At 60.5% G+C, this 25,443-nt stretch carries 26 protein-coding genes and 1 pseudogene; 14 read left to right on the forward strand and 13 right to left on the reverse strand.

The features are described from left to right. The first annotated feature begins 98 nt into the window (after positions 1–98). Positions 99–425, forward strand: coding sequence for a DUF1476 domain-containing protein (locus tag AB4Y85_RS09715; protein WP_441984688.1), 327 nt, complete (start codon positions 99–101; stop codon positions 423–425). A gap of 75 nt (positions 426–500) precedes the next feature. Here AB4Y85_RS09715 and AB4Y85_RS09720 read toward each other — a convergent pair whose 3' ends face one another. Genes AB4Y85_RS09720 through AB4Y85_RS09730 form a run of 3 tightly spaced genes read right to left on the reverse strand, consistent with a single transcriptional unit; the run spans position 501 to position 2,524 of the window. Continuing rightward, positions 501–839, reverse strand: coding sequence for a phasin family protein (locus tag AB4Y85_RS09720; RefSeq protein ID WP_441984689.1), 339 nt, complete (start codon positions 837–839; stop codon positions 501–503). A 21-nt stretch (positions 840–860) separates the two neighbouring features. Then, positions 861–1,262 (reverse strand): ATP synthase F1 subunit epsilon, encoded by a 402-nt coding sequence (gene atpC, locus AB4Y85_RS09725; RefSeq protein ID WP_441984690.1) that lies wholly within the window; start codon positions 1,260–1,262, stop codon positions 861–863. A 23-nt stretch (positions 1,263–1,285) separates the two neighbouring features. After that, entirely contained in the window at positions 1,286–2,524 is a 1,239-nt protein-coding gene (locus tag AB4Y85_RS09730; protein ID WP_441984691.1) for an HlyD family secretion protein, read from the reverse strand. Between the two features lie 607 nt (positions 2,525–3,131). On the opposite strand from AB4Y85_RS09730, the gene AB4Y85_RS09735 reads away from it, so the two are divergent. From AB4Y85_RS09735 to AB4Y85_RS09755, 5 genes and pseudogenes are all read left to right on the forward strand, one after another. Continuing rightward, entirely contained in the window at positions 3,132–3,431 is a 300-nt protein-coding gene (locus tag AB4Y85_RS09735; RefSeq protein ID WP_441984692.1) for a hypothetical protein, read from the forward strand. A gap of 344 nt (positions 3,432–3,775) precedes the next feature. Beyond that, positions 3,776–4,282 (forward strand): cytochrome b, encoded by a 507-nt coding sequence (locus AB4Y85_RS09740; RefSeq protein WP_441984693.1) that lies wholly within the window; start codon positions 3,776–3,778, stop codon positions 4,280–4,282. Positions 4,283–4,550: 268 nt separating this feature from the next. Further along, entirely contained in the window at positions 4,551–4,832 is a 282-nt protein-coding gene (locus tag AB4Y85_RS09745) for a hypothetical protein (protein ID WP_441984694.1), read from the forward strand. Between the two features lie 9 nt (positions 4,833–4,841). After that, positions 4,842–5,869 (forward strand): annotated as a pseudogene (locus AB4Y85_RS09750) (zinc-dependent alcohol dehydrogenase family protein). Positions 5,870–5,892: 23 nt separating this feature from the next. Further along, positions 5,893–6,735, forward strand: coding sequence for a universal stress protein (locus AB4Y85_RS09755; protein WP_441984695.1), 843 nt, complete (start codon positions 5,893–5,895; stop codon positions 6,733–6,735). Positions 6,736–6,780: 45 nt separating this feature from the next. Here AB4Y85_RS09755 and AB4Y85_RS09760 read toward each other — a convergent pair whose 3' ends face one another. The 4 genes from AB4Y85_RS09760 to AB4Y85_RS09775 all read right to left on the reverse strand — a co-directional run bounded on the left by AB4Y85_RS09760 (position 6,781) and on the right by AB4Y85_RS09775 (position 10,840). Next, complete coding sequence (locus AB4Y85_RS09760; protein WP_441984696.1) at positions 6,781–7,098, reverse strand: c-type cytochrome; 318 nt, start codon at positions 7,096–7,098, stop codon at positions 6,781–6,783. Continuing rightward, complete coding sequence (locus AB4Y85_RS09765) at positions 7,095–7,502, reverse strand: hypothetical protein (RefSeq protein WP_441984697.1); 408 nt, start codon at positions 7,500–7,502, stop codon at positions 7,095–7,097. Before AB4Y85_RS09765 ends, AB4Y85_RS09760 begins: the two co-directional genes overlap by 4 nt. A gap of 371 nt (positions 7,503–7,873) precedes the next feature. Further along, the gene (locus AB4Y85_RS09770) at positions 7,874–9,850 is read right to left on the reverse strand and encodes a heavy metal translocating P-type ATPase (protein WP_441984698.1); all 1,977 of its coding nucleotides are present in this window, start codon (positions 9,848–9,850) and stop codon (positions 7,874–7,876) included. A 162-nt stretch (positions 9,851–10,012) separates the two neighbouring features. After that, positions 10,013–10,840, reverse strand: coding sequence for a universal stress protein (locus tag AB4Y85_RS09775; protein WP_441984699.1), 828 nt, complete (start codon positions 10,838–10,840; stop codon positions 10,013–10,015). 242 nt (positions 10,841–11,082) lie between these two features. Here AB4Y85_RS09775 and AB4Y85_RS09780 point away from each other — a divergent pair, with 242 nt between their 5' ends. Then, positions 11,083–12,858: a PHA/PHB synthase family protein gene (locus tag AB4Y85_RS09780; protein WP_441984700.1), complete on the forward strand. Its 1,776-nt coding sequence runs from the start codon at positions 11,083–11,085 to the stop codon at positions 12,856–12,858. A gap of 23 nt (positions 12,859–12,881) precedes the next feature. On the opposite strand, the gene AB4Y85_RS09785 is transcribed toward AB4Y85_RS09780, so the two are convergent. Next, positions 12,882–13,955 carry an NAD(P)-dependent alcohol dehydrogenase gene (locus AB4Y85_RS09785; protein WP_441984701.1) on the reverse strand — a complete coding sequence of 358 codons (1,074 nt, stop codon included), beginning with the start codon at positions 13,953–13,955 and terminating at the stop codon, positions 12,882–12,884. Between the two features lie 267 nt (positions 13,956–14,222). Between AB4Y85_RS09785 and ppk2 the strand changes: the two genes are divergently transcribed. After that, a complete protein-coding gene (gene ppk2 / locus AB4Y85_RS09790) occupies positions 14,223–15,068 on the forward strand; it encodes a polyphosphate kinase 2 (RefSeq protein ID WP_441984702.1) in 846 nt (281 codons plus the stop codon). Positions 15,069–15,185: 117 nt separating this feature from the next. Further along, complete coding sequence (locus tag AB4Y85_RS09795) at positions 15,186–16,910, forward strand: SulP family inorganic anion transporter (protein ID WP_441984919.1); 1,725 nt, start codon at positions 15,186–15,188, stop codon at positions 16,908–16,910. Positions 16,911–16,972: 62 nt separating this feature from the next. On the opposite strand, the gene AB4Y85_RS09800 is transcribed toward AB4Y85_RS09795, so the two are convergent. Further along, entirely contained in the window at positions 16,973–17,407 is a 435-nt protein-coding gene (locus AB4Y85_RS09800) for a potassium channel family protein (protein WP_441984703.1), read from the reverse strand. A gap of 10 nt (positions 17,408–17,417) precedes the next feature. Next, a complete protein-coding gene (gene cax, locus AB4Y85_RS09805) occupies positions 17,418–18,563 on the reverse strand; it encodes a calcium/proton exchanger (RefSeq protein WP_441984704.1) in 1,146 nt (381 codons plus the stop codon). Positions 18,564–19,056: 493 nt separating this feature from the next. On the opposite strand from cax, the gene AB4Y85_RS09810 reads away from it, so the two are divergent. Next, positions 19,057–19,611, forward strand: coding sequence for a transglutaminase-like cysteine peptidase (locus AB4Y85_RS09810; RefSeq protein ID WP_441984705.1), 555 nt, complete (start codon positions 19,057–19,059; stop codon positions 19,609–19,611). A 43-nt stretch (positions 19,612–19,654) separates the two neighbouring features. Here the strand turns inward: AB4Y85_RS09810 and AB4Y85_RS09815 are convergent, their stop codons facing one another. Then, on the reverse strand, positions 19,655–20,098 hold the full coding sequence (locus tag AB4Y85_RS09815) for a hypothetical protein (protein ID WP_441984706.1): 444 nt from the start codon (positions 20,096–20,098) through the stop codon (positions 19,655–19,657). 73 nt (positions 20,099–20,171) lie between these two features. Further along, positions 20,172–20,879 carry a hypothetical protein gene (locus AB4Y85_RS09820; protein WP_441984707.1) on the reverse strand — a complete coding sequence of 236 codons (708 nt, stop codon included), beginning with the start codon at positions 20,877–20,879 and terminating at the stop codon, positions 20,172–20,174. A gap of 382 nt (positions 20,880–21,261) precedes the next feature. Between AB4Y85_RS09820 and AB4Y85_RS09825 the strand changes: the two genes are divergently transcribed. From AB4Y85_RS09825 to AB4Y85_RS09835, 3 genes are all read left to right on the forward strand, one after another. Beyond that, positions 21,262–21,588: an ATPase inhibitor subunit zeta gene (locus AB4Y85_RS09825; RefSeq protein WP_441984708.1), complete on the forward strand. Its 327-nt coding sequence runs from the start codon at positions 21,262–21,264 to the stop codon at positions 21,586–21,588. 482 nt (positions 21,589–22,070) lie between these two features. Beyond that, positions 22,071–22,469: a Spy/CpxP family protein refolding chaperone gene (locus tag AB4Y85_RS09830; RefSeq protein ID WP_441984709.1), complete on the forward strand. Its 399-nt coding sequence runs from the start codon at positions 22,071–22,073 to the stop codon at positions 22,467–22,469. Between the two features lie 742 nt (positions 22,470–23,211). Next, positions 23,212–23,607, forward strand: a complete 396-nt coding sequence (locus AB4Y85_RS09835) for a (R)-mandelonitrile lyase (protein WP_441984710.1) — start codon at positions 23,212–23,214, stop codon at positions 23,605–23,607. Positions 23,608–23,701: 94 nt separating this feature from the next. On the opposite strand, the gene AB4Y85_RS09840 is transcribed toward AB4Y85_RS09835, so the two are convergent. Beyond that, positions 23,702–24,487 carry an SDR family oxidoreductase gene (locus AB4Y85_RS09840; protein ID WP_441984711.1) on the reverse strand — a complete coding sequence of 262 codons (786 nt, stop codon included), beginning with the start codon at positions 24,485–24,487 and terminating at the stop codon, positions 23,702–23,704. An 88-nt stretch (positions 24,488–24,575) separates the two neighbouring features. Here AB4Y85_RS09840 and AB4Y85_RS09845 point away from each other — a divergent pair, with 88 nt between their 5' ends. Then, entirely contained in the window at positions 24,576–25,442 is an 867-nt protein-coding gene (locus tag AB4Y85_RS09845; protein WP_441984712.1) for a LysR family transcriptional regulator, read from the forward strand. Position 25,443: the final 1 nt, after the last annotated feature.

The following is a 25,443-nucleotide window of genomic DNA, read 5'->3' on the forward strand; positions in this document are numbered from 1 at the left end:
GGCCGCCGATTCAACATCGTGATCCGGAAAACGTCGTTTTCGTGTATGATCAGATCGGCGACATAATATTGGTGACCACCCTACTCCCGGAGGCGCCTATGACCCTTTTCCAAGATCGCGAACAAGCCTTTGAACAGATGTTCACGCATGACGAGGAGGCACGGTTCAGGGCCCTGGCACGTCGCAACAAGCTCCTTGGACAATGGGCAGCGACCCAACTCGGCCTCGTGGGGCAGAAGGCCGACGCCTATGTCAGCGAGATCAGCCAAAGCTTGGTGGCACGTATCGTCGATGAGGCTCTGGTCGAGAAGCTTCGGACCGATTTCGAGGCAAACGGCATCAACCAGTCCGACGAGCAGATTCGCGAGAAAATGGCCGAGCTGATGACAGCCGCCATCGCTCAGATCCGCTCAAGCACGTGGTGAGCGGACGACAGCTCTTTGCTCATGCGGCTTGCGCGGAAAGAATCCGTCAGACCGGCGAACAGGGCCTGGAGGTCCTCATCGCCTTGAGCCAGATCCGCCTTTGACGGACTCGATGCATATTGTCATCAGCTTCCCCGCCTCGTTGCTGTAGTCGCGCAAGGCTTCCTCCATCCAGCGGGACTGGATGGCAGCAATGTCTGCCGGATCCTTGCAACTCATCATGGCGCGGATTGTCTCGCCGTCCTTATCAAGCCGTTTGGAGATAAAGCCGATTGCCTCCCGCTGGCATTCGGCTGTTGCGGAGAACCAGGCCTCCGTGGCGGCGGCCAAAGCTTGGCTGCCTTCAGGCCAGCTGATTCCGGTGCTGCTGCGCCGGGCCTCTGAGGTTACTGCTGTCTTCGGCATTGCGGCCATAATCCATCCTCCTTTTCCGCATCAGAATAAAAGGGTTGTTTTTACCAGCTCAAAGCGGCTGATGGCATAATCAGCCTCTCGGCGCGCCCGGTCGTCCCGCATGGCTTCGCGCATAGTCTCCAGACGTAAGATCTCTTCGTCGAGACGATCACGCGTGAGCTCCTCGGGCGGCAAAGCCCGCTCGGCCAGGACCGACACGCTGGAGCCGGTAATCTGCACGAACCCGCCCCGCACGAAGGCGCGGTGACCGTGCCCCTGAATATCGGTTACCGCGATAATCCCGGGGTTGAGCGTCACCATGGTTGGCTCGTGGCCGGGCATGACGGTCATGTCACCCTCGGTCGCAGGCAGCATCACTGCCCGCACCACGCCGGTGAACAGGATCCGCTCCCGAGAAATCAGCTCGAACAGGATATTAGCCACGGCGTTCCTCCCTGCTGTTGACGCTAATGCCCACCCCCGAGCACAAGGGTCTGGATCGGGTAAACCAGTGCATGGATGCGCAGGATCATGGCATGCACTAGCCCAACCCCGTCCACTACATGGAGAACGATCCGTCGCATTGCGCCCGTCTCCGGCGAGATGATTTCCTCGTGGTGACTGGTATAGACATTGACGACGCAACTGCTGCCTGCGGTGACTCCGTTAAAACCGCCCTCGTAGAGCGGCTCAAGAAACGTCAGGATGGTTCCCGGCTGCGTCACCTGTTGCGGATCGAGCAATTGCTCGCCACCGCGGAATTGGCCAGCGGCGATGAAATCCTGCACGCCCGTCACCACCATGGGGATAACAGTCCAGGGCTTCGACGCGCAGGCCGCCTCGGTGGCCATACCGACCTTCATCACTTGAGCCTCAACTTGCCCGAAGCCGGCTTGCAGGCGCCCTTGCCCAGCGCCCTCCGGAATCAGGACGCCGGCAGGCCGCATGAGCGGGTTGACCACATCGCCCACCCGCAATGTGAACTGCTCCACCCGTCCATTGACGCCGGCCCGAATGACGGTCTTCGACAGATCCACTTCAGCCTGGGCCAGCTCGGCCTCAGCGCTGGCCTTCTGAGCGGGGAGCAACGTGGAGAGCTGCGCCTCGGACTGCTCCATGGTGGCAACGGCGGCGTCGATGCCACCTTGGCGGCCCTGCACGGCGACTTTGAGCTTCTCGATGTCCCGCGTGGCGACGGCACCGGGATTGCGCCGGTAGATCTCCTGCTTTGTCGCCAATTCGTCCACGGCCTGTTGGTAAGAGCTTCTGGCCTCCTGGATCTTGCCTTCGGCAGCCTGGATGTCGGCATGCGCGACAACCATGGCAGCATCGATTTCAACGATCCTGCGGCGGGCGGTTTCAGCGGCAGCCTCCTGCTTCGAGTCGTCGAGCCGGAAGATCGGTGCGCCTTGCTTCACCTCGCCACTAACGCCTCCCACATAGATTTCCGCAACGCGCCCATTGGTTTCCGGCAGGATCGGAATGGTGCGGAAGAAGGCCGTGGCATTCGTGGTCGCCGGATGGTTATAGAAGACGGTCGTGATCAGCCCGATGGTGAGCATCAGGCAGAGCGTAATGCCCCACCGCAACTCGAACCAGACCGAATACGGCGTGATTTCTTTGCCGATCCGTTTGCCCTGGCCATAGCGGCGGTAGAGATAGTCCGGCAGGATCGTCAACATGGAGCAGAGAAGGAGTTCAAGCATGGGCTCTTTCCTTCGGGTTCCAGAGGAGACCACATTTTTCGGTGGCTCGATCACGCCCCTTGAGCCTTCGCGGATGGCGTGGCTTTCGCGCAGCGTCATCCAGGGTCTTCATAAGTTTCTGTGCCCATTGATATTCTGCAAACCGGCGAACATCGTCATAACCTTCACGAGAATGTTGCAACCGTCAGACACGGTGATTAACCTCGGCAGATGAAGAGACAGCAGCATTGCGAGACAGCCTCTTGAGTGACTGCCCTCGAACTGCTTGGACCTGCTGATTTCATCTCGGCATTCTCCTGCCTGCAGCAGGTAAGTCAGGAGCCTGTATCCCTCTTAATCTCGACCGACTCTAAAGCCTGAATTCTACGCTGAACCATGCGAGCTGCTTGATCGAGTGAGACATCTTCTTGACAGAACAGGACGATGGTCGTGTCCGTCGGGTCTGGACCCTGCGGGCGTCACCTGCCAGAACAAGGTGCAGGCAACGGTGGAGGCGTAGTGAGTGGGCCGGAGGCGAGATCTCCGGCTCATTCCGCTCACGCTGAAAGAGTGCCTTTTCCGGCTCGGAGAGCGGTCGGCTCCGAGTGGCTCCCTCTGAACGAAGGTGATGCCCGATGCAGCGCCGCTCACCCGCAAGGACAAAGCTTTCTCCAGCCTCAAGCACTTCGGAGGCATTTTCCTCTATCTTTGGGCCCTGCTGTCCATCCCAGCTCTGCACAAATCGCTGATCCTGTCGGAAAGCGGTATCCATTATCGGCAGGGCTTTGCAATTGTGAATGCCCTCATGCTGGCGAAGATCATATTCGTGGCGGCGGCACCCGCTTGGCATCGTGACGACAACACTGCGCCTGTTCTTTTCTTTGCTCCCATTCTTCGGCTTCCGGGAGCTCTGCACAGTGATTGGTGAACCGGAGCTTCATCGCGTTCTGTTCATCAAGCGAGAACGGCTGAGAGTCATGGACGAAGCTTGAGCGAAGGCGCCGCCGGGCGTCTCCGTAAAAGGCTTGGCCGTCTTATTCGCACAGGATCTGCCGGCGGAACGCGGCTGGTGTTTCTCAGCCCACCTTGTTTTGCTGGATTCGAGACTGAGGCTATCCAGATACTTCGGAATGTCTGGTTGATGGCCGAGCTGAGATTGCACATGCCAAGGCGCGACCTATGATGACTGGTCTACGGTGTTAGACATTACCGATATTTCACTACAGACATCGGTGCGCCTCGGTTAGGATTTCCGGATCGGGAGAGGCCGACATGCCACGCTATTCCAAGTTCATGATTGCCCTGCATTGGGCTACCGCCGTGCTCATTCTGGCAGCCTGGTTCACCTCTGAAGGCGGCCGTCACATGCGCGAGAACCCGCCACTGTTTCACTTCTCGCTCGGTCTAACGGTACTCGTCCTCACGATCCCGCGCCTGATCTCGCGCCTGACAGGCGGAGCGCCACGCGTCGAGGACATCCAAGGTCCCTGGCTCAACTTGGCGGCGAAGATCGGACATTGGGTTCTGTACATCTTTCTCATCGGTTTGCCGCTCACGGGCTGGTACGCTGCCTCGCGGCTTGGCGTGCAGATCTCGTTCTTCGGGATCGGTCTGCCAGCCCTTGCCGCACCCGCTCAGGGGGCACCCGGCATGCTGGCGGAACTGCACGAGACGGGCGGCACTCTGATCCTCTGGCTCGCTGGCCTACACACTTTGATAGCGCTCTGGCACCACTTCGTTCTACGCGATGGCACGCTACGCCGCATGAGACCGGTCTAGAACATCGTTTAAGTGGAAACCGGAATCGCTTTTACTGACGCAATCCTCTGGGTCCGCGCAATGCACGAGATCACATATTCAACCTCCTTGATCTGGATCAACTCCATCGCGGGAAAATGCTGTCATGCTTATTCCCTGTTTGCTGAGAATGTTTCTTCAGCCTGACCGCCAAGCTGCTGCATACTTCCAATCGCAGCCTGTGCGATTTTCAGGTATGATCAGAGCCAAGCGGGCTTGTTCATGAATCGGAACAACGGCGGAGGTCTCCATGATCTTCAATGATGAGCATTCGCATATTTCAAGTGGTCGCAACGGTTATCAGGTTTATGATCCGGGCGCGCTTCCACAACTTCAGTCGCTTCTGGCGATCTTGGCTGATATCGATGTTGACCATGGGAACAATCTGCGGCTGATCGAGAACAAGCGGATGGACGATGCCAGCAAGGACCGAATGATAGCGGATCTATGGCAGAAGCATCGCAAGCGGCGCGCGCCTTATGTCCATGAGATCGATTCGCTCAGGAAGCGAATGATAGCCGCATTTCGCTGAGGCGATGTCATGATAGCCATGACTCTGCACGAGGTGCACGCACCTCTGATCATGGAGGAGTGCTCGCTCCCATCGCCAAGTGCGGGCGAGATCCGCATTGAGGTGGAAGCCTGCGCGGTGTGCCGGACAGACCTTCATGTGGTGGATGGCGATCTGCCGCATCCCAAGCTTCCCGTCATCCCGGGCCATGAGATCGTGGGACGGGTGGAAGCACTCGGTTCAGGCGTCCACGATCACAAGTTGGGAGAGCGCGTCGGCATTCCCTGGCTTGGCCATACCTGCGGACATTGCCCCTACTGCGTCAGTGGGCACGAGAACCTCTGCGACGAGCCGCTGTTCACCGGCTACACCCGCGACGGAGGGTTTGCGTCTCATGCGGTTGCGGATGCGGCCTACGCCTTCAGGCTGCCTGACGATGGCGATCCTGTTGCTTTGGCTCCCCTCCTCTGCGCAGGACTGATCGGGTGGCGCTCCCTCGTGGCGGCGGGTTCCGGCGAAACGATAGGCATCTATGGATTTGGCGCGGCAGCACATATCATCGCTCAGGTCTGCACATGGCAGAAGCGGCGCATTTGCGCATTTTCGCATTCACGCGACCGGGCGATGATGCGGCACAGAATTTCGCGCGCTCGCTCGGTGCGGTCTGGACTGGAGGATCGGAGGAAATACCGCCCGAAAAACTCGACGCCGCGATCATCTTCGCGCCCGTCGGCGAGCTCGTTCCTTTAGCGCTCCGTGCAGTGCGCAAAGGCGGGCGTGTCGTCTGCGGCGGCATTCACATGAGCGACATCCCGCAATTTCCTTACCGGCTTCTGTGGGAAGAGCGGCAAATCGTATCCGTCGCCAATTTGACCCGTCAGGACGCCATCGACTTCCTGTCTATCGTTCCCGAAGCCAACATCAGAACGCAAACGGTGCGATATCCATTGGAAGCCGCGAATGAGGCGCTGGACGATCTACGATCGGGACGGTTACAGGGCGCGGCGGTTCTGATCCCGGAGCAGACGCGACTTGAGGGGCCGACACTCGTCACCTGAAGAAATTCTGCAGGAGGACCATTATGCTGGAAAACATCCGAAGCATTCTGATCGGACTAACGGAAGAAGGAGATGCCGAGGAAAAATCTTCGGCCCTTGCTTATGGGCTCTCCCTTGCCCGTGCGGCCGGTGTCCATGCTACCGTTCAGGCGGCCTCGCTGAAGCTTCATCTCACCCATGCCTTCATCAGCAACATCGCCGAACAGCTCGTGGCAACTGAAAATCAGCGCCTTGACACCCTTGCTCATGCCGTGGCGGACTCATCGCAACGGGCAGCGGCCTCGTCGGGCGTCGCCTGCACGACGGTCGCACCACAACTCGCTTATCAGGATCTGATCAGAAGCTTTACAGCGCTCGCCAGAATCCATGATCTGACTGTGCTGGATGCCGAGCCCGCCGCCACCGCCGTGGATCGAGGACTCATCGAGGCTGTTCTGACGGATAGCGGACGTCCTCTGATCATCGTTCCACTTGACCGCGAAGCATTCACTGGAATGCGCATCATGGTGGCATGGGACGGCAGTGCGAAGGCGGCGCGTGCGCTTAACGATGCCCTGCCTTTCCTGCGCGAGGCCGAGCTGGTCGATCTGGTCAGCGTCACCGGCGAGAAGGACCTGAAGGACACCGTGACAGGTGCAGATATCGGCCCGCATCTGGCACGCCACGGCGTCAATGTAACGGCCCTTGACCTGCCGGCGCTGGACGGCGATGTCGCCGAGACTTTACGCAATCATGCCAACCTGACGCGTGCCGACATGATCGTGATGGGAGCCTTCGTGCATTCGCGCCTGCACGAGATGTTTCTCGGCGGCACGACACAATCGATGCTGAAGGACTGTCCGGTGCCTCTGTTCCTATCTTACTGAGCAAAAGCACCGAGATATCATCCAGAACGCTTTGGCCGAGATACCCTAGCTTTGAATGGATTCCAGGTACGCGAGCAAATCGTTGATCTGCGCCGGATCGAGTTGGAACTGAGGCATGGACGGATGGCCTGTCGTAATGCCCTCCGCAAAAGCCTCGGCCAGGTCTTCAATGGGGTAGCGGTTATGAAGCGTCCGGAACGGTGGCGTCTCAGGGATAGGGCTGTCACCGTAGCGCCCGATGGCGTGGCATTGGGAGCAGTTCGTCTGTGCGAAAGTCAACCCACGCTGCGCGCGCCCGGACTGCGCAACAGCCATGGATGCACCCAATGCAAGCGCAACAGCAAGAAGAGCAAGCCGCCTCATGATCGATGCTCCTCTACTTTGACGGGCTCGGCCCGCTTCACGGACACGATTTGAAATGTATACGACTTCTCGTCGTCATCCTGAATAGTAATGTATTCGCCCTCTGCGAAACGATGCTGGTTGAGCCGATAACCTGCCTCTTCGTCGCCTGGGCGATCCTGATTGTAGTCAATCATCCAGGTTGCCCCGCCGGCTCCGCCCGGGCGATGAATGAGAATGCCCTGGCGATCCCCTTCGCCGGCCCAGAAACGACGGACCCGGCAATAGGCGCGTTTGCCGGCCCATTCTTCCTGGTCCAGATGTCCCTGCGCGTCGAGAGGCGCGGTGATTTCGTAGCCGTAGCGCGGACTGCCCTCTGGAAACTCTCTGCTGCGGGCCAAGTGAAGCGTGACGTGATAAAGCACTTTTCCCTCCAAGGTTCAGAGCGCGTCTCAAGCGAACACCGCCATTGTGGCAAAGCTTAGAGGCATGCCGCTCGACAGCCTTGATTCCGATCAATCCGTCGTCGAGATGGAAGCTCGGCCGAGCCTACTCTTTAGGGTTACTCTTCAAAGCCTCCCGATACGCCGGATGATGACGCCCTTTGCCCTCCTATCAGCGGCAGCCTCGACGGCATCGTTGAGCTAGAGAAGCAGCTCCGCATAATCGTTATGCCAGTCCCGATGCCCTGCGCTTGACCCAGGCAGGTAGATAAGGCAGGGCCAACGACACTCCCTCAACGACCATCGTTGAACCTGAAAGCCGAACCCGAGATCCAGCATCTGCCTGGCTAGAATCAGGATTGCTCATGCCCCCACAAAGCCCGCAGGGCATTCAGGATCACGGCGACATCGATTGCCTCCTGGATAAGGGCACCCTGCACGGGCGACAGATAGCCCAGCGAAGCCACGATCATCCCGGCAACCGAGAGCCCGATCCCGACATAGACGCTCTGAAGTGCGATCCGCCGAGACCGCCGTGCGGCACGAATGGCGACGGGAATTTTGTCCAGCTGATCGACGAGAAGGACCACGTCGGCGGCCTCAGCCGATGCGGCTGCACCTTTCGCGCCCATGGCGACACCAAGGTCGGCAGCAGCGAGTGCGGGCGCATCGTTCACGCCGTCGCCGATCATCATCACAGGCCCATGCCTCTTCTCATCCTGCACGACGCCGATCTTCCGCTCTGGCGTGAGATCGGCGTAGACAGCGTCGAAGTGCAATCCGACGGTCACAGCCTCCGCCACGTCGCGGCGGTCTCCTGATGCCAGGGTAAGCCGGGCAATTCCCAGCCGGCGAAGACTATCGAGCACCCGTGCGGCGTCTGAGCGTAGCGGATCTGCCAGGACCAGAAGTCCGGCAGCGCGGCCATCGAGCACCACGGACACCACCACCGATCCAGTAGGGAAAAGACCATCGGCAAGCGCCCTGGCGGCCTGCGGAACACGTTGCGAAACGAACCGAAGACCACCTACGACCACGCGTCGGCCATCGACGATCCCTTCCAGCCCCTCACCGGGACTCTCCTCGACCTCGGTAGGAGGCAGGAGATCGAGCCCTCTGGCCTGCGCCTCCAAGGTGAGGGCCCGCGCGATGATGTGTTTCGACGCCTGGTCGAGCGACGCCGCAAGCTGGAGAAGCCTTTCGGGCGAGAGCCCGGCCATAGGGCGAATTTCGACGATCTGCGCCTGGCCGTGCGTGAGAGTGCCGGTCTTATCGATGACTAGCGCACGCACACGGGCAAGCGTCTCCAATGCCTTCCCGCCCTTCACGAGCACCCCGGCTTTCGCGGCGCGCGACACCCCCGAGACGATGGCTACAGGTACGGCAAGGATGAGAGGACAAGGCGTGGCGACAACGAGGACGGCCAGGGCCCTTATCGGGTCGCCACTCCACAGCCAGGCGCCGCCTGCGAGCATCACCGTCACCGCAAGGAACGCCATGGCAAACCGGTCGGCGAGACGCGCCATGGGCGCCTTGGAGCGTTGGGCGGCCTCGATCAGGCGAACGATGCCGGCATAAGTGCTGTCGGCGGCGCTGTGTGTAGCCGACAGATCGAAGGTATCGCCGACATTCGTCACGCCGCTCATGACCGGCTCGCCGACTGCCTTCTGGACAGGAACGGATTCGCCTGTCAGGGCCGATTGATCGAGAACGGCCAGCCCTTCGGCGACAAGTCCGTCGACAGAAACGGTATCCCCTTGGCGGATCATCAGGCGATCTTCGGGCTTGACGGCATCAAGCGGGATCTCCTCAAGCCGGCCGTCCCTATAGCGGAGTGCTGTCCGCGGCACGCGGGCAAGGAGCGCCGTCATCTCACGGTTGGCGCGGCGCTCGGCAAAGCTCTCCAGGTATTGCCCGCCGGCGTACATCAAAGCCACGACTACGGCGGCGAGATGCTCGCCGAACACCAGCGCGCCGATCATGGATAGAGCTGCGATAATGTCGAGCCCGACATCTCCGCGCCGCAGACTGGAAACGATCTCGATGAGCAAGGCGAGCAGGACCGGTATCGTCGCTATGGCCCAAATCGTCCCCGACCAATATCCGCTTCCGATAAGATGTGCTCCGAAGCCGGCGAGAAGTCCCAATGCGGGCAAAATGACCAGGATGGGGCGGACGAATTTGTGGAGATCCCGCAGCGAAACGATTCTCTGCGCCTGCGGAGTCCGCAGAACCTGAGAGGATTGAAGACTGGCTTTCTCAACGTCGAGCATCGGCGATCCGCAATCGGGCGAAGGGCCTCGCAGGCGAGAGGCGGGAGAGCCTGCCATGGAATTTGGGATGATCCTGGATGGAGGCAACACGCTTCCTACCGGCACTCGTCGCTTGTTGCTGGACGCCACCATCAACATCGCCGGAGGCCAAGCCTAGCTCCGCCGATCCTGCTGAACGGATGGTGCGGCCAAGAGGAAACGCCCGTTGGCTGAGCACTCTCAATGGGCCACCAGGACCGGGCTGTCGGAGGCGGCGAGCATGTCCCGGGTTGCACCGCCGAATATCTGCTCCCTCAGGCGAGTGTGACCGTAGGCTCCCATGATGACGAGATCCGCCGAGACACTGCGCGCTTCATCGAGGATGACATCTGCGACACGACGATCTTCGCTTTGGGCGGTGGCGATCTCCGCGACGATGCCATGGCGGGCGAGATGGGCCTTCACCGATGCTGCGGCGTCGGGGGAAGGATCAACGATGAGAACAACTGTGCGCTTTGCTTCGCCGATGAAATCTAGTCCCTCGCGCAGGGCGCGGGCGGATTCACGGCTGCCGTTCCACGCCACCAGCACGGTCTGGATCGGTCCCTGGCGATGGCGACCGGGCGGCACCAACAGAAGTGCGCGCCCGCTGCCGAAGAGCACGGTCTCGACGAGATCCGACCATTCGAGCGCACTGGCTTCGCCGAGGGGCCGCGTGGCGATGAAGAGATCGGCGCATCGCGCCTGTTCGACTACCCTTGCGGACAAGGCATTGTATGTCTCATCCAGCCGACGCAACTCGCTCGGCACCTGAAGGCTGGCAAGCCGTTCCGTCAGCCGCTTGGCGGTGGCGTCGCCCTCCTGGCGGGCCCTTTCCTCAAGCTCGGTCAGAACTTGAATCGCGGCCGCACCGCCATCCATCGGCATGGCCATGTTAAGCTCGGGCAACAGGTTGGTGTAGATCCCGGTCAGATGGGCCCGCCCCGCCGAGGCGAGGGCCTGCCCATGCTCCAGACGGATATCGTCTTCGGAACTCCCATCGAGATGTACCAGGATGTCCTTGATCATCGCTCTCTCCCTTCACGGCCTGACCGCGCCTGCCGTGCCGCAGCAACTATCGATCATCATGTGGTCGAAATCGGGGTGAATGCTTTGATCTGAAGCAATTTGCGTGAGAGTGGCCCGCTTTAGCGTCGATCACCGATCCCGGTGTGAGGGGAGCTCTGGAGGCTGCGATGCCGTCCCATCCATCTGGTGTTTTTACACGCCATCGAGCATCGAAGAACCAGCCAGTCTTAGCGCCTGGGCAGATGGGCCCGCCCTCATCCAATGCGTTGGCCCATCTATCCGATGAGGCCGAGCTTCACCGGATCCGGGACACTCTCGATCATGCAGCCCATGCAAGCTTGGCCCGCCTCACCGGCGGCCTGTCACCGGCGGCGCTCACGGCCGCGTTCACGGATTGGGCGGTCCATCTTGCCGTCTCGCCCGGCAAGCAGGTCGAACTCACCGCAAGGGCAATTCGCAAATGGAATTGCCTGGTGCAGTTTGCTACGTGTTGCGCCCTCAGCGGTGGAACCTCCGAGCCGTGTATTGAGCCCCTGGCTCAGGACCGTCGTTTCGCCGGAGACGAATGGCACCGCTGGCCGTTCAACACCTTCCATCAAGCCTTTCTGTTGCAGCAGCAATGGTGGCACAATGCGACGACGGATATCGACGGCGTCACCAGGCAACATGAGGCTGCGGTCGAGTTTGTCTCACGCCAGATTCTCGACATGGCATCACCTTCCAACTTCATCGCCACAAATCCGGTGGTGCAGAGGCTTATCCTTGAGACCGGCGGCGCGAGCCTCATGCAAGGCCTGCACAATTTCCTGGATGACTGGGTGCGGATCGCTCGTTCGAAACCCGCTGCCGGAACAGAGGCTTGCCAGGTCGGCCGTGACGTTGCCACGACACCGGGAAAGGTGATTTACCAGAACTGTCTCATCGAGCTGATCCAGTACGAGCCTGCTACCCACAACGTCAGGCCTGAGCCGATCCTGATCGTACCCGCCTGGATCATGAAGTACTACATTCTCGATCTCTCGCCTCAGAACTCTCTCGTCCGCTACCTTACCGATCAGGGCTTCACGGTTTTCATCATTTCCTGGAAGAACCCCACGGCAGAAGACCGGGATCTCGGCATGGACGAGTACCGGAAACTCGGTGTGATGGCCGCGCTCGATGCGGTCAACGCCATTGTCCCGCATCATAAGGTTCATGCGGTCGGCTATTGTCTTGGCGGCACGCTTCTATCGATTGCCGCAGCTGCCATGGCACGCGACGGAGATAAACGCCTGCAAACCGTTTCACTGCTGGCAGCCCAAGCCGACTTTCGCGAGGCCGGAGAACTCACGCTCTTCATCAACGAGAGCCAGGTCCACTTCCTCGAAGACCTGATGCGCAGCCAGGGTTATCTCGATACGCGCCAGATGGCAGGTGCCTTTCAGCTCCTGCGCTCCAACGATCTCATCTGGTCGCGTGTCGTCCGGCATTATTTGCTCGGCGAGCGCACGCCGCTGAACGATCTCATGGCGTGGAATGCCGACGCGACCCGCATGCCCTACCGCATGCACGCGGATTATCTGGAGCAGCTTTTCCTCGACAACGACCTTGCCGAGGGACGTTTCCTGGTCGACGGACAGCCCATCGCCATCAGCGATATTCGAGCGCCGATTTTCGCCGTCGGCACGGAACGCGATCATGTGGCGCCGTGGCGCTCCGCGTTCAAGATCCACCTCCTGGCAGATACCGACGTGACGTTCCTTCTCACGACAGGAGGCCACAATGCCGGCATCGTGGCGGAACCCGACCGACCGGGAGGGCGCTTCCAGGTTCTGACAAAATCCGCCGCAGACCGCTACCTCGATCCTGACACTTGGGCCCGGATCGCGCCCTCTCATGAGGGTTCGTGGTGGCCGGAATGGACGCAGTGGCTGACCTCGCATTCGGGCAAGCCCACGCAGCCACCAACAATGGGCGCACCATCTCGCGATTATCCCGTGCTGTGCGACGCTCCAGGCACCTATGTCCTGCAAACCTAGCCCTGATGAATTTGTCGGCTGGGCTAGGGAGTGATGGCCACCTTCAATACACCGTCGCGCTGGTGGGCAAACAGGTCATAAGCCTCCTCGATCTGATCGAGCTTGAATCGATGCGTCACTAATGGACGCGTATCGACACGCCCGGATGCAACCACTTCCAGGAGCCGCCGCATCCGCTCCTTGCCGCCCGGACAGAGCGTCGTCCGAATGGTGTGGTCACCAAGTCCGGCCATGAAGCCGTCGAGCGGGATTCGAAGGTCGGATGAATAAACCCCGAGCGACGACAACGTACCGCCGGGACGGAGCACGCGCAGCGATGCCTCAAAGGTTTCCTGACGTCCGAGCGCCTCGATGGAGACATCGACACCGCGTCCACCCGTGAGACGCCGGATCTCTTCGACCGGATCAGCTTTCGTGAAGTCGACCACATGATCCGCCCCCATCCGGCGCGCCACTTCCATGCGCGCGGGCACGCTCTCGACCGCGATGATCGTACTTGCGCCCATCAACCGAGCGCCAGCCGTGGCACAGAGGCCGATGGGACCCTGTGCGAATACGGCCACCGTATCGCCGATGCGGATGCGCCCGCTTTCCGCCCCCGAGAAGCCGGTCGACATGATGTCAGGACACATGAGCACCTGCTCATCGGTGAGTCCATCAGGCACAGGGGCCAGATTTGCCATGGCGTCCGGGACGAGCACGTACTCGGCCTGACAGCCGTCGATGGTGTTACCGAACCGCCAGCCGCCGAGCGGCTTCCATCCGTGCTTCGTACCGGCTCCGTCCTGCGAATGGAAGCCGCAGAGGCAAGCCTCGCTGTGACCGCTCGGCGTGATCGCTCCGGCAATGACACGCTGCCCCTCGCGGTAACCCTGCACCGCAGAGCCGAGCTTTTCGATGATGCCGACGGGCTCGTGGCCGATGGTCAGCCCCCTGGCCACGGGATACTCGCCCTTGAGGATATGCACATCGGTGCCGCAGATCGTGGTGGTGGTGATGCGCACAAGCGCGTCGAGCGGACCGATCTCCGGAACCGGCTTCTCGTCGAGGGCAATGCGTCCAGGCTCGACGAAGATGGCGACTTTCATCCTGGGCATGGTCATCTCCCCAAGGAATGTTCCTGCAAAGCATAGCATGTCAACGATATTTAGCAGAACTAAGTCTGCGAGCCGTCCGCCGCTACCGGTGCGGCCGCGCGCCTCCAGACCTTACGACTTGCTGGGAGTGAAAAGTGAAAGCTGTCCCAAAATGCCAAGCCGTCGTCACGTCCGGTCAAGCGATGATGGAGCATTTCTGTATGCTGCCTATCGATCGCTGCCCGCAGCGACCCACGATGATGCCATTCCAAGGACGTGGTGCGTGACATGAAGCGTCAAGACCTTCTGAAGAACGAGAGAGCCGACGTCGGCACAGCAGTTTCCTCCGACAATCGGGAGAGGATGAAGCGGAAGGATTTCGAGAGCGAGCTGAGGAAGCTGCAGGTCGAGCTCGTGCGCCTACAAACCTGGGCCAAGGCTACAGGCGCCCGGATCATCGTGGTCTTCGAAGGTCGCGACACCGCCGGCAAAGGCGGCGTGATCAGCCGCATCACGCAGCGGGTGAGCCCGCGCGTGTTCCGCCACGTCGCCCTGCCCGCCCCGACCGAGCGCGAGAAAAGCCAGCTCTACATCCAGCGCTACATGGCCCATTTCCCCGCCGCCGGCGAGATCGTGCTGTTCGACCGCTCCTGGTACAACCGAGCCGGTGTTGAACGGGTAATGGGCTTTTGCAGCGATGACGAATACGAGCGCTTCATGCGCCTGGTGCCGTCGTTCGAGCAGGAGATCGTCGGCAACGGCGTCATCCTGCTCAAGTACTTTCTCGATGTCAGTCAGGACGAGCAGCGCCGCCGTTTCGCGGACCGGATCGAGGATCCGATCAAGCATTGGAAGCTTAGTCCGATGGACACCGAGTCGGTGCGGCGCTGGTGGGATTATACGCTGGCCTATCAGGCCATGTTGCGGGCCACCGACACGCCAAACAATCCCTGGTTCATCGTACCGTCCGATGACAAGCGCCGCGCGCGCCTGAACCTGATCGCGCACCTGCTCGACCAGATTCCGTACAAGAAGATCAAGGTCGATCTGCCGAAAGTGCCCAAGGCCGAGTCCAAACCCAAAGGAGCCAAGGACGGACTGCCGGCATCGCATGTCGTGCAGGCCCCGTATTGAGGCCTCCATAAGGGCATAACACGGAGCGCGGTCATGGCCGGTACGCCCCCAGTGGATCCGCTTCCTCACAGCCGGATGAAAGCTGCGGCGGCGCCGCCTGCTGATGAGGGCAATGAGATGGGTGGGCCTGTGGCGTCTGCCGCCCATGGAAACGGCCTAAAGGTCGAATGGTCTCGCTGGACGCCCGGGCTCAGCACCCTCCTCCGATACGAGGCCGCGTGGCTGGGCCACGATGTGGTGGCAGGCTTGGTGCTCGCGACCATGCTTGTCCCCGTCGGAATTGCCTATGCCGTGGCGTCCGGCCTGCCGGGCATCTGCGGCCTCTACGCAACGATTGTGCCGCTGTTGGTCTATGCCGTACTCGGACCAAGCCGCATCCTCGTCCTCGGCCCGGACTCGGCCCTTGCAGCCGTCATTCTCGGCGTCGTGCTCCCACTATCCGGCGGAGATCCGCAGCGCGCCGTCGTTTTAGGCGGCATGATGGCCCTCGTATCGGGAACGGTCCTGATCCTAGCCGGTCTGGGACGCTTGGGATTCGTGACAGAACTCCTGTCCAAGCCGATCCGCTATGGCTACATGAACGGCATTGCCTTGACCGTCCTGATTAGCCAGCTTCCCAAGCTCTTTGGGTTCTCGGTCGCGGGCACAGGCCCATTGCGTGAGCTGTGGTCAATCGGCGGGGCTATCCTGGCCGGCAGGACAAACTGGGTGGCCTTTGCGATCGGCTTGGGAACGCTGGCGACCATTCTGCTGCTGCGCGGAAATCGGCGCGTGCCCGGCATCCTGGTCGCCGTCGTCGGCGCCACAATTCTCGTCGGCATGCTCGATCTCGCGGAACGCTACGCCGTCTCGATCCTCGGCTCTCTTCCCGAGGGCCTGCCTCGTTTCGCGATCCCCTGGATCGCCTTCGATGACGTCGTTCCTGTGCTGATCGGAGGCTGCGCAGTCGCCATGGTGTCGTTCGCCGACACCAGCGTGCTCTCGCGTGCCTACGCAGCAAGGACCCGCACCACTGTCGATCCCAACCAGGAGATGGTGGGGCTCGGAGCCGCTAATTTTGCCACCGGGTTTTTCCAGGGTTTTCCGATCAGCAGCAGCAGCTCGCGCACGCCGGTCGCCGAAGCCGCAGGCGCGCGTACGCAACTGACGGGCATCGTCGGCGCACTCGCCATCGCTTTGCTGCTCCTTGTGGCCCCCGACCTCCTGCGGAACCTGCCGACCTCCGCTTTGGCTGCGGTCGTCATCGCGTCCGCCATTGGACTTTTTGATTTCACCGACCTCAGGCGAATTTATCGCATCCAGCGCTGGGAGTTTTGGCTCTCGATCGCCTGCTTCGCCGGCGTGGCCGTGTTCGGCGCTATTCCGGGGATCGGCTTGGCGATCGTGATCGCAGTGATCGAATTCCTATGGGACGGATGGCGCCCCTACTACGCAATCCTTGGACGTCCGGCCGGCATCGAGGGCTATCATGACGTCACGCGCTATCCGGAGGCTCGTCGAATTCCTGGACTTGTCCTGTTCCGGTGGGATGCGCCGCTTTTCTTCGCCAACGCTGAGTTATTCCGGGAGCGCATTCTCGCTGCCGTAACGGATTCGCCGACGCCTGTGCGGTGCGTGGTTGTCGCGGCAGCCCCGGTCACGAGCGTCGACGTGACGGCGGCCGATGCCCTGACGGAGCTCGACGAGGCATTGCTGGCGCAAGGCATCGAGCTCCGGTTCGCCGAACTGAAGGATCCCGTCAAGGACAAGCTGCGCCGGTTCGGGCTGTTCGACCGCTTCGGCGAGACGCGGTTCTTTCCGACGATAGACGCTGCCGTATCGCGATACCTCGAAACCAAGTGAAGCCGTCTAATTCTTCCGGTGCGGATCTAACGCAAACTCTCCGCGACGCACCGTCCCAATGCTCACGGCCTTCCTGTCCGATCGCCGCTGCGCATGGCTTGCCTCAGCACCTCGAAGATGACCGCTGTCGACCAGCCGAACAGCAGCACGCCATTCATGGCGGCCATCGGCCCGAGCAGCCGCCATCGCTCGACAGGCAAGACGTCGCCGTATCCAAGCGTCGTATAATTGACGAAGGCAAAGTACAGGACATCCGTTCCGCCGGGCGCGGCATCCAGGATTGCATAGGCAAGCGACCAGGTCATTACCTCGGCCACATGTGCAACCATCAGCACCCCGACGGTCACGACCATAACGACAGCAAGCCAAGCCTGGGATTGGCGACGTTCCCATTTCGAAGCGTTGCGAGCGGTGCCTACGACCGTCGCCATCACGATGGCATGGATGGCTATGTTGCCCAGACTGACGACCCCGCCGACGAGTATCTGTCGCAGCATGGCCGGCATCCTAAGGCGTGGCCGGGATCAGATAGAGGATAGCAGCGATGATGAGGTAGAGCGCGAGCAGTTGCGCCCCGCGGAACCAGGTGGAGTGCCCCGCCGTGGTAACGATCGCTCCGAGAAGAACCGCGCCGAACAGCATCCACATCTCAGCCTGTGAGAAGACCAGCCGGAACTGGGATTGGCCTAAGGCCGGCGCAACCAACACCAGGACCGGCGCCACGAAAAGAGCGATCTGCACACAACTTCCCAAAGCAATGCCGATGCTGAGATCCGGACGGTTCGCTCGGCCCATGGCAATTGCCGATCCGGATTCCGCAGCGCCGCCGACGAGTGCCAGCACGATCAGGCCCATGAACATCTGCGACATGCCGAGTGAATGCCCGGCCTGCTCAGCTGCCCCGACGAGAATTTCGCTCATCCACGCAGCACCGAGCGACGCGACCAGCAGGGTCGCAATGCCCCGCGCGAGGCTGGGGTGCTCCTCAGCCTCTTCATCCACAGCAGGCGCGTTGAGCTCGGTGAAAGTTTCCGGGTGCGTCCGGAGCGAGTAGAGTAGGAAAAGCCCGTAGAGGCCCAGCAAAACGATCGCCACGACGAGATCCAAGGTGGCGTGCACACCAAGGTGGGGTTCCGTATCGAGGGCGCGGTGAAACGCGCTCGGAAGCGCCAGGCTGATCCAGGCCAGCACCATTGTCGAGGAGTAGGTGCGGACGGCACTCGGATTATACTCCTGACTGTGGTGGCGCAGGCCACCCAGAAGGAAGGACAAACCGAGTGCCACCAGCAGGTTCGCGAGCAGCGCCCCGACGATGGAGGCGCGAACCATTTCCAGCAGACCAGCCCGCAGGGCAGTCATGGCGATGATCAGCTCCGGCAGGTTGCCGAAGGTGGCGTTGAGCAAGCCGCCAATCGTGGCGCCGGTGTGAGTGGCCACCTGCTCCGTGCCTTGAACGATGAGTTTGGCGAACGGCACGATCGCCAAGGCGGCGCAGAAGAACACGAAGCCGGCAGGCACGGTGCCGATGCCGTCAAGGATGGCGGCGATGGGCGCAAGGACCAGAAGCCACAAAAGCGATGGCCTGAGCAGGGATGATTTGCTCAGGGGCGCCAAGACCATTGGTTGTGCATCGGAATAGGGCTTCTCCGTCATGCTCTCGTCACTCTGGTTCCAGCAGGCAGCCGGTGCAGGGTCAATCCTAGCGTATCTTGAACGCAGCGCTTGATAAGCTGGGACAATTCATTGACGCTTTGGGCCACGCGTATGCCGCCCAACCCCGAAGGCTACCTCAACTCGCCTTCCACGTGGGATGTGACCGGACAGCTGAGTTCTATTTCGGAGGCGCAAATCTCGCGCCTGCTCGTGACCGCTTTACGTCTTCTTTACGTCTTCGGAATCGGCACTTGCCTTGAGATCGCCCGACTTGGCGTATCAGCTCTCTTCACAATAACATCAATGATACAACGGCGGGGTCATGCGGGAACCTCTCCTCGAGCGCTTGGGCGCTGTGTTTTTTATCAGCCGTTGGTTTCGTCCGGCGAGCCTTGTCGTGGCTTTGGCGTTGATGGGTGGTGGATCGGAGGCCCAAACGGTCTCCGCCTTGCCCAAACCATTCAGACATCACACGACAAGGAGCTATCCCGTCATGCCTGTCCCGGGCTGGATCCGTTTCTGCAAGCAGAGGCCCGAGGAATGCGTGATCGATTCCTCCGAACCGGCAATGGTTCCCCTCACGCCGCAGGTATGGGAGGTCCTCACCCACATCAACCAACAGGTGAATGCCGCTATTCGCCCCATTACCGATATTGCGCATTGGGGAGTGGATGATCATTGGGGCCTTGCCGAGGATGGCTATGGCGACTGCGAGGATTATCAGCTCGTCAAGCGCAAGCAGCTGGTTTCCGCCGGGTTTCCTCGCAGGGTGCTACGCATGACGGCCGTCATCGATGAGGGCGGCGAACCCCATGCAGTCCTGATGGTGCGGACAGATCGAGGGGACCTTATCCTCGACAACAAACGCGATGCCATCCTGCCTTGGCGGCAGACCGGCTATGTCTACCTTCAGCGTGAAGGCAGCACGGGATCGACCTGGGTATCGCTTGGCGGCACCGTCAATTCACCCGCCACGGCATTCGCCCCTGTATCGCGCATCGTCAGACAGCCCTTGCCGCGCCCCAGAAAAACGCCGGGATCCCAGTAGCAGGCTCGGAGTCGTTGCCCATAGCCTGAAGCGCAGAGCGATTTCAACGCAGGCCGATCTCCACCCCGCTCACGCTGGCATTGAGCTCAAGTCCGACGGTGCGCCCCCGAAGTTCGAGCACGACACCTTTCGCGTTTTGCAGCCGAATGCCGGATACTCCGCCCCCAACCGCGGCGCCACCACCGACAGCCGTATAGGTGCCGGCGATGTCGGAGGGACGGCGCAAATTGTGAGCACGTCCAACCATCTCCGCCTTCGATGCACCGATGGTCGCGCCTACGCTCAATCCGCCGACGCTCAAGGGGTAACGGCGCCCCTGGAAGACAAGCGTACCACGTCCCCCTCCAACGCCGACGATGAACCCCGCCTTGGCAATCTCGATATGGACTGTTCCGGTTGCTGCCCAAATGGGGCTCACTGGCACGGACAGGAATATGGACGCGAGCGCGACCAGACCGTTTCGCAGAACCTTCGGTGCTCTGAGCATCAATCCCTCCATCTCGCGGCGACGAGATCCGTCTTTCGGCAACTCGATTTCGGACTGTCCGCTCTCACTGAGCTCAATAGGCTCCTACGACCGAGCCGCGAGCCCGGCCTCCCGTGGTGCGGCAGGAGCATCCCGTCCCAACCGGGGCGGCATTGATGAGCGCGCAGGTCTTGACCGAGGTTGCGCAATATCCGCCGGCGCCCAACGCGACGGGCGTCTGATAAGTGGCAGATGGGTAGCTGTTGTACGGGTAATTGTAATACGGGTATGCGGTCGCGGCACCAACCACTGCCCCTGTGGCCAGACCTAAGCCCCACCCGCCGTAATAATTCCCGTAATACGGATAGCGCCCCCCATAGTAAGGATAACGTCCAGCATAATTTGGATAGCGTCCGCCATAATACGGATAGCGTCCGCGCCAATCACCGCGATTGCCGTAGCGGTTACCATAGCGGCCAGGATTGTTGATTGCCGCTTGACGAAAATCACTGCGCCCGGGCCGTGCCGCAATCGCCTGCCCGCGGAAATTCCCGCCCCCCATGCCGACGCGAGAGCCACCCATCCCGCCGCGCGGCGGGATATACATCCTGGAGCCGCCCCCGAAATTACCGCCCTGAAAGCCGCCACCACTTCGGAATCCACCTCCACCTCCGAAGCCGCCACCTCCGCCGATGCGGCCGCCGCCGCCTCCACCGCGACCGCCACGCTGGGCATCGGCAACATTCGGGATCAGAAGCGCGCCCGCTGCGAGAGCGCATAGAGCCAGGAGGGTCTTGTTCATTGGCATTCTCCCTTTCGCTGCCCAGCGCACTGCACCACACGGGGCAGGCTGACATGAACAGAGCACATTGCGCTCATTCCAGGGAATTTGCTTGATCATTTGGGACAAGTGCTTGGCATTTGTTGCCATGAAACTCGCAGGGAAGCTCTGCAGGCGCGATGTTCGGCGAGCCTTATTGTCCCAAGATGGCAAGCAACTGGCCCTTTCGGTCAAGCAACTCGATCTTTCAGTGCCATACTCATGCAGGTCGGATGAATGCTATCCGGCTTTCGAGGGGCCGCCGCTGCACCGAACTACACCGCGCATCTTTCCGCCCTTTCACTTGGGCTATGAATCCGCTGACATAACGGCGCATTCAACGGCCCGCCATCGGAGAAACAGAATGACCGCCTCCGACGATGTGCAGAAGACCATCCTCCGCAACAAGCTCCTTGGCCGATGGGCAGCAGAGAGACTGGGCATCACGGGCCGGGACGCCGATGCCTATTCGGACGCCCTTGCCTGCGACACGACTGACCCCGAACGCTGCGATGTGTTCACTAAAATTCGCAGGGACTTTGACGCTGCGGGCGTAGTTGAATCAGATGACCGGATCCTACAGGTCATGACTGAGCTCATGCTCAAGGCTGGGAATCTGATGCCAACCGCCCGAGGCGATTCCTCCGATGCGGCAACAGTGGCGATCGCACGCAATCTCATGTCGCGGTAAGACAGTGAAGCGATCCGAGTGAAGCAGCATTCGCGTTTCCCGCCCTTCCGGCTTGATGCAAATCAAGCGCCGGCACCGTACTCAATCAGCAAGGACAACCCCTTGATACTTCGGGCTTGCCGCATGGGTTTACTGACAAGGGCGGAGGGGTATCGCCTTGATATCGATGCCTTCCTTCTTCAAGTAAAATCGGCAGGCGCCATGACAGTGACTAGAAGTCTTACACGGCGCGGCTCGGCATACAGGCTGCATTCTTTCTGTCTCAAACTGGCAAGAAAGAGTCCCAAGCCATCAAGCAGACCGCAGCCCAGTGTCTAAGCTGAGATTCGTGAAACCTCTAGGAGATTGATATGCGAAGGGAAATTATCGGAGTGGCAGCGGCTTTGTTAATCGCTGGCGCGCCTGTGGCTCATGCCCAGCAAACTCCTTCGGGCTCTGCCGGCCCACCAGAGGCCGGTCGACTCGGTCAGGCCGATTTCAAGATGCTGACCGATATTCGGGTCGCGGCAATCAAGGCTGCACTGCAGCTCACCCCGGATCAGGAGAAGCTCTGGCCCGCCGTGGAAGATGCGATCCGCTCGAGGGCCGACACACGCTATCGTCGGATCGCCGCGATAGGAGAACGCATGGACCAATCGCGCGACATCGATCCGGTGCAGCTCTATCGCCAACGCGCCGATATCCTCAACGAGCGCGCGGGAGGCTTGAAAAAGCTCGCCGATGCCTGGCAGCCGCTTTACCAAAGCCTAACTCCCGAACAGAAGACGCGGCTGCGTCTCGTGACGGTACACGCCATCGAGGGCTTCCGGTCCGCGATGGAGAACCGGCGCATGGGATTGGATAACGAGGAAGACATCGATCTCTGGGTTTTCAGTGATTAGGCGAATCGGCGCCACTTCCACGTCCGTGAACCGCTAATGCATCCAACCGCTGATCAAGGAGATATCATGCAAACGATCGTCATCACGCTTGCAATAAGTATTGTACTGGCAGGCTGCGTCTCAAGCTCCGGTTCGATCTCGCAGCCGCCGAACTACGTTTCGTCCCAGGCGACCCAATCCCCGGGGATCCGCAACGACGCCTTCGGAGGAGCTGCGATGCCGATGCGAGGTCAGCCCCGCTGACATCCTTTAGCCGAGCCGCCCGGGCAATCTCGAAACCTGTCTAACAGAGGCGTAACATCTCGGAGCAGAAAACAGCTCGCGAGATCGGATGGCAGTTCGATATACGTCTCCGGCCAGGCCCTCCCTAATCGCGCTTATATGGGCGCGATCTTCGCTCCAAGTTACACGAGCCCCATAACCAGCAGAACAGTGCTGGCCATTGCCACGCGCGTGCCTTGGAACGATGGCCATTGCGGCGGCGATGTGTCCTGCGCCGGAAGATCGCGCTGTTGGAGTTCTCGCTATCCTGCCGGACAGAACCCGCATCCGCCGCGACGCGAGCCGCGCCTTCTGGGAGTATTCTTGACAGGCTCATTGGATGCGGGGAGCCATTTTCTGCGTGGCGCTCATAGAGAGGTGCGCGGGTTCAACCAGATTTGTCTGGAACAGGCGCATTTACACTATATCTCTCATCATCGACGGCACGTATCATCTGTGCAACGACAGGAGAAGCTAGGCCATGGACATCAAAAGAGCTGGCTCGCAGCCATCCGGGAAAGGACCGGAGGAATATTTCACCGGAACAGTTCGGGTCGATCCGCTATTCAGTGCACCCGATCCCGCTCGCGTTGCAGGGGCTCTCGTGACATTCGAGCCTGGCGCCCGCACGGCCTGGCACACGCACCCCCTCGGCCAGACCCTCATTGTGATGACCGGCTTGGGCTGGATTCAGAGCGAAGGTAGACCGATTGAGGAGATACGCCCCGGCGACGTCGTTTGGTTCGGGCCCGGCGAGAAGCATTGGCACGGGGCCACGGCGACAACCGCCATGAGCCATATTGCCATTCAGGAGAAACTCAACGGATCGCCCGTGAATTGGATGGAGCACGTCACCGACGAGCAGTACCGCGGCTGACGCCTGGGGCGAACACCGCGGTTCCGTCGCCTCGTCTATGCAAGGGTGCCTACAACGGATTGACGATTATCAGGTCAAGCCATGCAAGGCTCACCTAGATGCTGGTGATCAGGCCGCCATCGATCCGGATGACCGAGCCGGTGATATAGGAGGCGCGGCCGCTCGCCAGAAAGGCAATCGCGTCGCCATACTCCTGCGGCTCACCATATCGTCCAACCGGGATAGAGCCGGTGCTTTCCGTGACCACATCGTCGAGCGTTCGCTCCTCCCGCTTCGCCTTTTGCTCGTCCAGAAAAACGATTCTCTGCGTAGCGATACGTCCAGGCAGGACGATGTTTGCGGTTATCCCATCGCGACCAACCTCGCGGGCGAGGGTTTTCGACCAGCCGACGAGCGCAAGCCGTAGGCTGTTGGATATGCCAAGATTAGGAATTGGCGCGACCACGCCCGACGATGTCGAGGTAATGATCCGTCCCCATTTGCGCTCGCGCATGCCAGGCAGAACCGCATCCGTCATTGCGATCACCGACCGCACCATCAGGTCGAAATACTTGGACCATTCATCGGACGGCTGACCGGCTACGGGGGTTGGCGGTGGGCCGCCGGTATTGTTGACCAGAATATCGACCGGCCCAAATTTGGCGGCCACCTGATTGAGCATTTCCGGAATGAGCGATTGATCAGCGATGTCCCATTTCATAGCAAGCGCCTTGCCGCCGTCTCCAATTATGGACTCGGCTGTCGCCTCGGCTGCGTCGCCGTTAATATCTGCAACGATCACTGATGCGCCCTCCGCAGCCAGAGAACGCGCAATTGCACCCCCGAGACCTCCACCCGCACCGAATACGAGAGCGGTCTTGTTATCGATTTGTAGATCCACTGCTTCTCTCCTTTTCCCTCTTATACCCGCGCAGGGATGCAAAAATGAGCTATGCTTTTCTCTCTTCAGACGATAGAAAAATTAAACTATGGAAACCCGCTTTCTGGAGACGTTTGTTCAAGTCGTGCAGCTTGGCTCTCTCGCGGAGGCCTCACGCCGCCTCGGCATAACTCCTGCAGCAGTTGCCCAGCGGATTACTGCGCTTGAAGAAGAGATCGGCATGCCCTTGCTGGTTCGCGCGGGCAGACGTGTAAAACCGACTGAGGCGGGCCGTTCTATTCTGGAGCATAGCAGCCGAGTTCTTTCCGACGTGCGCCGCCTACGATTTCTAGCGCAGCAAGATCAAGCTTCTGGTGAACTAAGGCTCGGAGCGATATCGACGGCACTTACCGGAATGCTGCCGCCAGCGCTGCGTTTCATCTTCGATAATATGCCGAATATGGAGGTCTTCCTTCTGCCTGGCACTTCCGCAGATCTCTATCAAAGCCTCATGGACGAGAAGATTGATGCGGCAATCCTTGTTCGTCCGCCTTTTCCGATACCGAAGACACTCGAGTGGAAAACCTTGCGCTCGGAGAAACTGATCCTGATGGCTCCTCGAGCCTTCAAGGAAGCCGACCCGCATGAGCTTTTGCGCAGTCAGCCCTTCATTCGTTATGACCGAAGCAATTGGGGTGGGCGCCTAGTCGATCACTATCTTCAACAGAACGGCATCCTTCCACGCGACTGGCTGGAACTCGATTCTCTTGAAGCGATTGCGGTGATGGTCGCGAACGGGCTTGGTGTTTCGCTTCTTCCGGACTGGTCAGCGCCCTGGCAAGAGACCATGAACATCGTGCGTCTCGACATGCCGGAGAAAAGCGCCTCGCGTGAGGTCGGATTGCTCTGGCCGAGGAACGCGCCGGCGGGTCGGCTGGTTCAGATCATCCTGGATGCCTTGGCAAAAGGGCCATAGC

Source organism: Microvirga sp. 2YAF29, from assembly GCF_052114605.1.
Classification (GTDB): domain Bacteria; phylum Pseudomonadota; class Alphaproteobacteria; order Rhizobiales; family Beijerinckiaceae; genus Microvirga.

Bases quoted from the DNA above. Each gene is read 5' to 3' on its own strand.
- AB4Y85_RS09820 (WP_441984707.1), bottom strand. From the start codon at position 20,879: ATGAACAAGACCCTCCTGGCTCTATGCGCTCTCGCAGCGGGCGCGCTT.
- AB4Y85_RS09810 (WP_441984705.1), top strand. From the start codon at position 19,057: ATGCCTGTCCCGGGCTGGATCCGTTTCTGCAAGCAGAGGCCCGAGGAA.
- AB4Y85_RS09755 (WP_441984695.1), top strand. From the start codon at position 5,893: ATGCTGGAAAACATCCGAAGCATTCTGATCGGACTAACGGAAGAAGGA.
- ppk2 (WP_441984702.1), top strand. From the start codon at position 14,223: ATGAAGCGTCAAGACCTTCTGAAGAACGAGAGAGCCGACGTCGGCACA.
- AB4Y85_RS09730 (WP_441984691.1), bottom strand. From the start codon at position 2,524: ATGCTTGAACTCCTTCTCTGCTCCATGTTGACGATCCTGCCGGACTAT.
- AB4Y85_RS09835 (WP_441984710.1), top strand. From the start codon at position 23,212: ATGGACATCAAAAGAGCTGGCTCGCAGCCATCCGGGAAAGGACCGGAG.
- AB4Y85_RS09770 (WP_441984698.1), bottom strand. From the start codon at position 9,850: ATGGCAGGCTCTCCCGCCTCTCGCCTGCGAGGCCCTTCGCCCGATTGC.
- AB4Y85_RS09740 (WP_441984693.1), top strand. From the start codon at position 3,776: ATGCCACGCTATTCCAAGTTCATGATTGCCCTGCATTGGGCTACCGCC.
- AB4Y85_RS09780 (WP_441984700.1), top strand. From the start codon at position 11,083: ATGGGCCCGCCCTCATCCAATGCGTTGGCCCATCTATCCGATGAGGCC.
- AB4Y85_RS09830 (WP_441984709.1), top strand. From the start codon at position 22,071: ATGCTGACCGATATTCGGGTCGCGGCAATCAAGGCTGCACTGCAGCTC.
- AB4Y85_RS09845 (WP_441984712.1), top strand. From the start codon at position 24,576: ATGGAAACCCGCTTTCTGGAGACGTTTGTTCAAGTCGTGCAGCTTGGC.
- AB4Y85_RS09760 (WP_441984696.1), bottom strand. From the start codon at position 7,098: ATGAGGCGGCTTGCTCTTCTTGCTGTTGCGCTTGCATTGGGTGCATCC.
- AB4Y85_RS09775 (WP_441984699.1), bottom strand. From the start codon at position 10,840: ATGATCAAGGACATCCTGGTACATCTCGATGGGAGTTCCGAAGACGAT.
- AB4Y85_RS09785 (WP_441984701.1), bottom strand. From the start codon at position 13,955: ATGCCCAGGATGAAAGTCGCCATCTTCGTCGAGCCTGGACGCATTGCC.
- cax (WP_441984704.1), bottom strand. From the start codon at position 18,563: ATGACGGAGAAGCCCTATTCCGATGCACAACCAATGGTCTTGGCGCCC.
- AB4Y85_RS09815 (WP_441984706.1), bottom strand. From the start codon at position 20,098: ATGCTCAGAGCACCGAAGGTTCTGCGAAACGGTCTGGTCGCGCTCGCG.
- AB4Y85_RS09795 (WP_441984919.1), top strand. From the start codon at position 15,186: ATGGGTGGGCCTGTGGCGTCTGCCGCCCATGGAAACGGCCTAAAGGTC.
- AB4Y85_RS09720 (WP_441984689.1), bottom strand. From the start codon at position 839: ATGGCCGCAATGCCGAAGACAGCAGTAACCTCAGAGGCCCGGCGCAGC.
- AB4Y85_RS09745 (WP_441984694.1), top strand. From the start codon at position 4,551: ATGATCTTCAATGATGAGCATTCGCATATTTCAAGTGGTCGCAACGGT.
- AB4Y85_RS09800 (WP_441984703.1), bottom strand. From the start codon at position 17,407: ATGCTGCGACAGATACTCGTCGGCGGGGTCGTCAGTCTGGGCAACATA.
- AB4Y85_RS09715 (WP_441984688.1), top strand. From the start codon at position 99: ATGACCCTTTTCCAAGATCGCGAACAAGCCTTTGAACAGATGTTCACG.
- AB4Y85_RS09735 (WP_441984692.1), top strand. From the start codon at position 3,132: ATGCCCGATGCAGCGCCGCTCACCCGCAAGGACAAAGCTTTCTCCAGC.
- AB4Y85_RS09825 (WP_441984708.1), top strand. From the start codon at position 21,262: ATGACCGCCTCCGACGATGTGCAGAAGACCATCCTCCGCAACAAGCTC.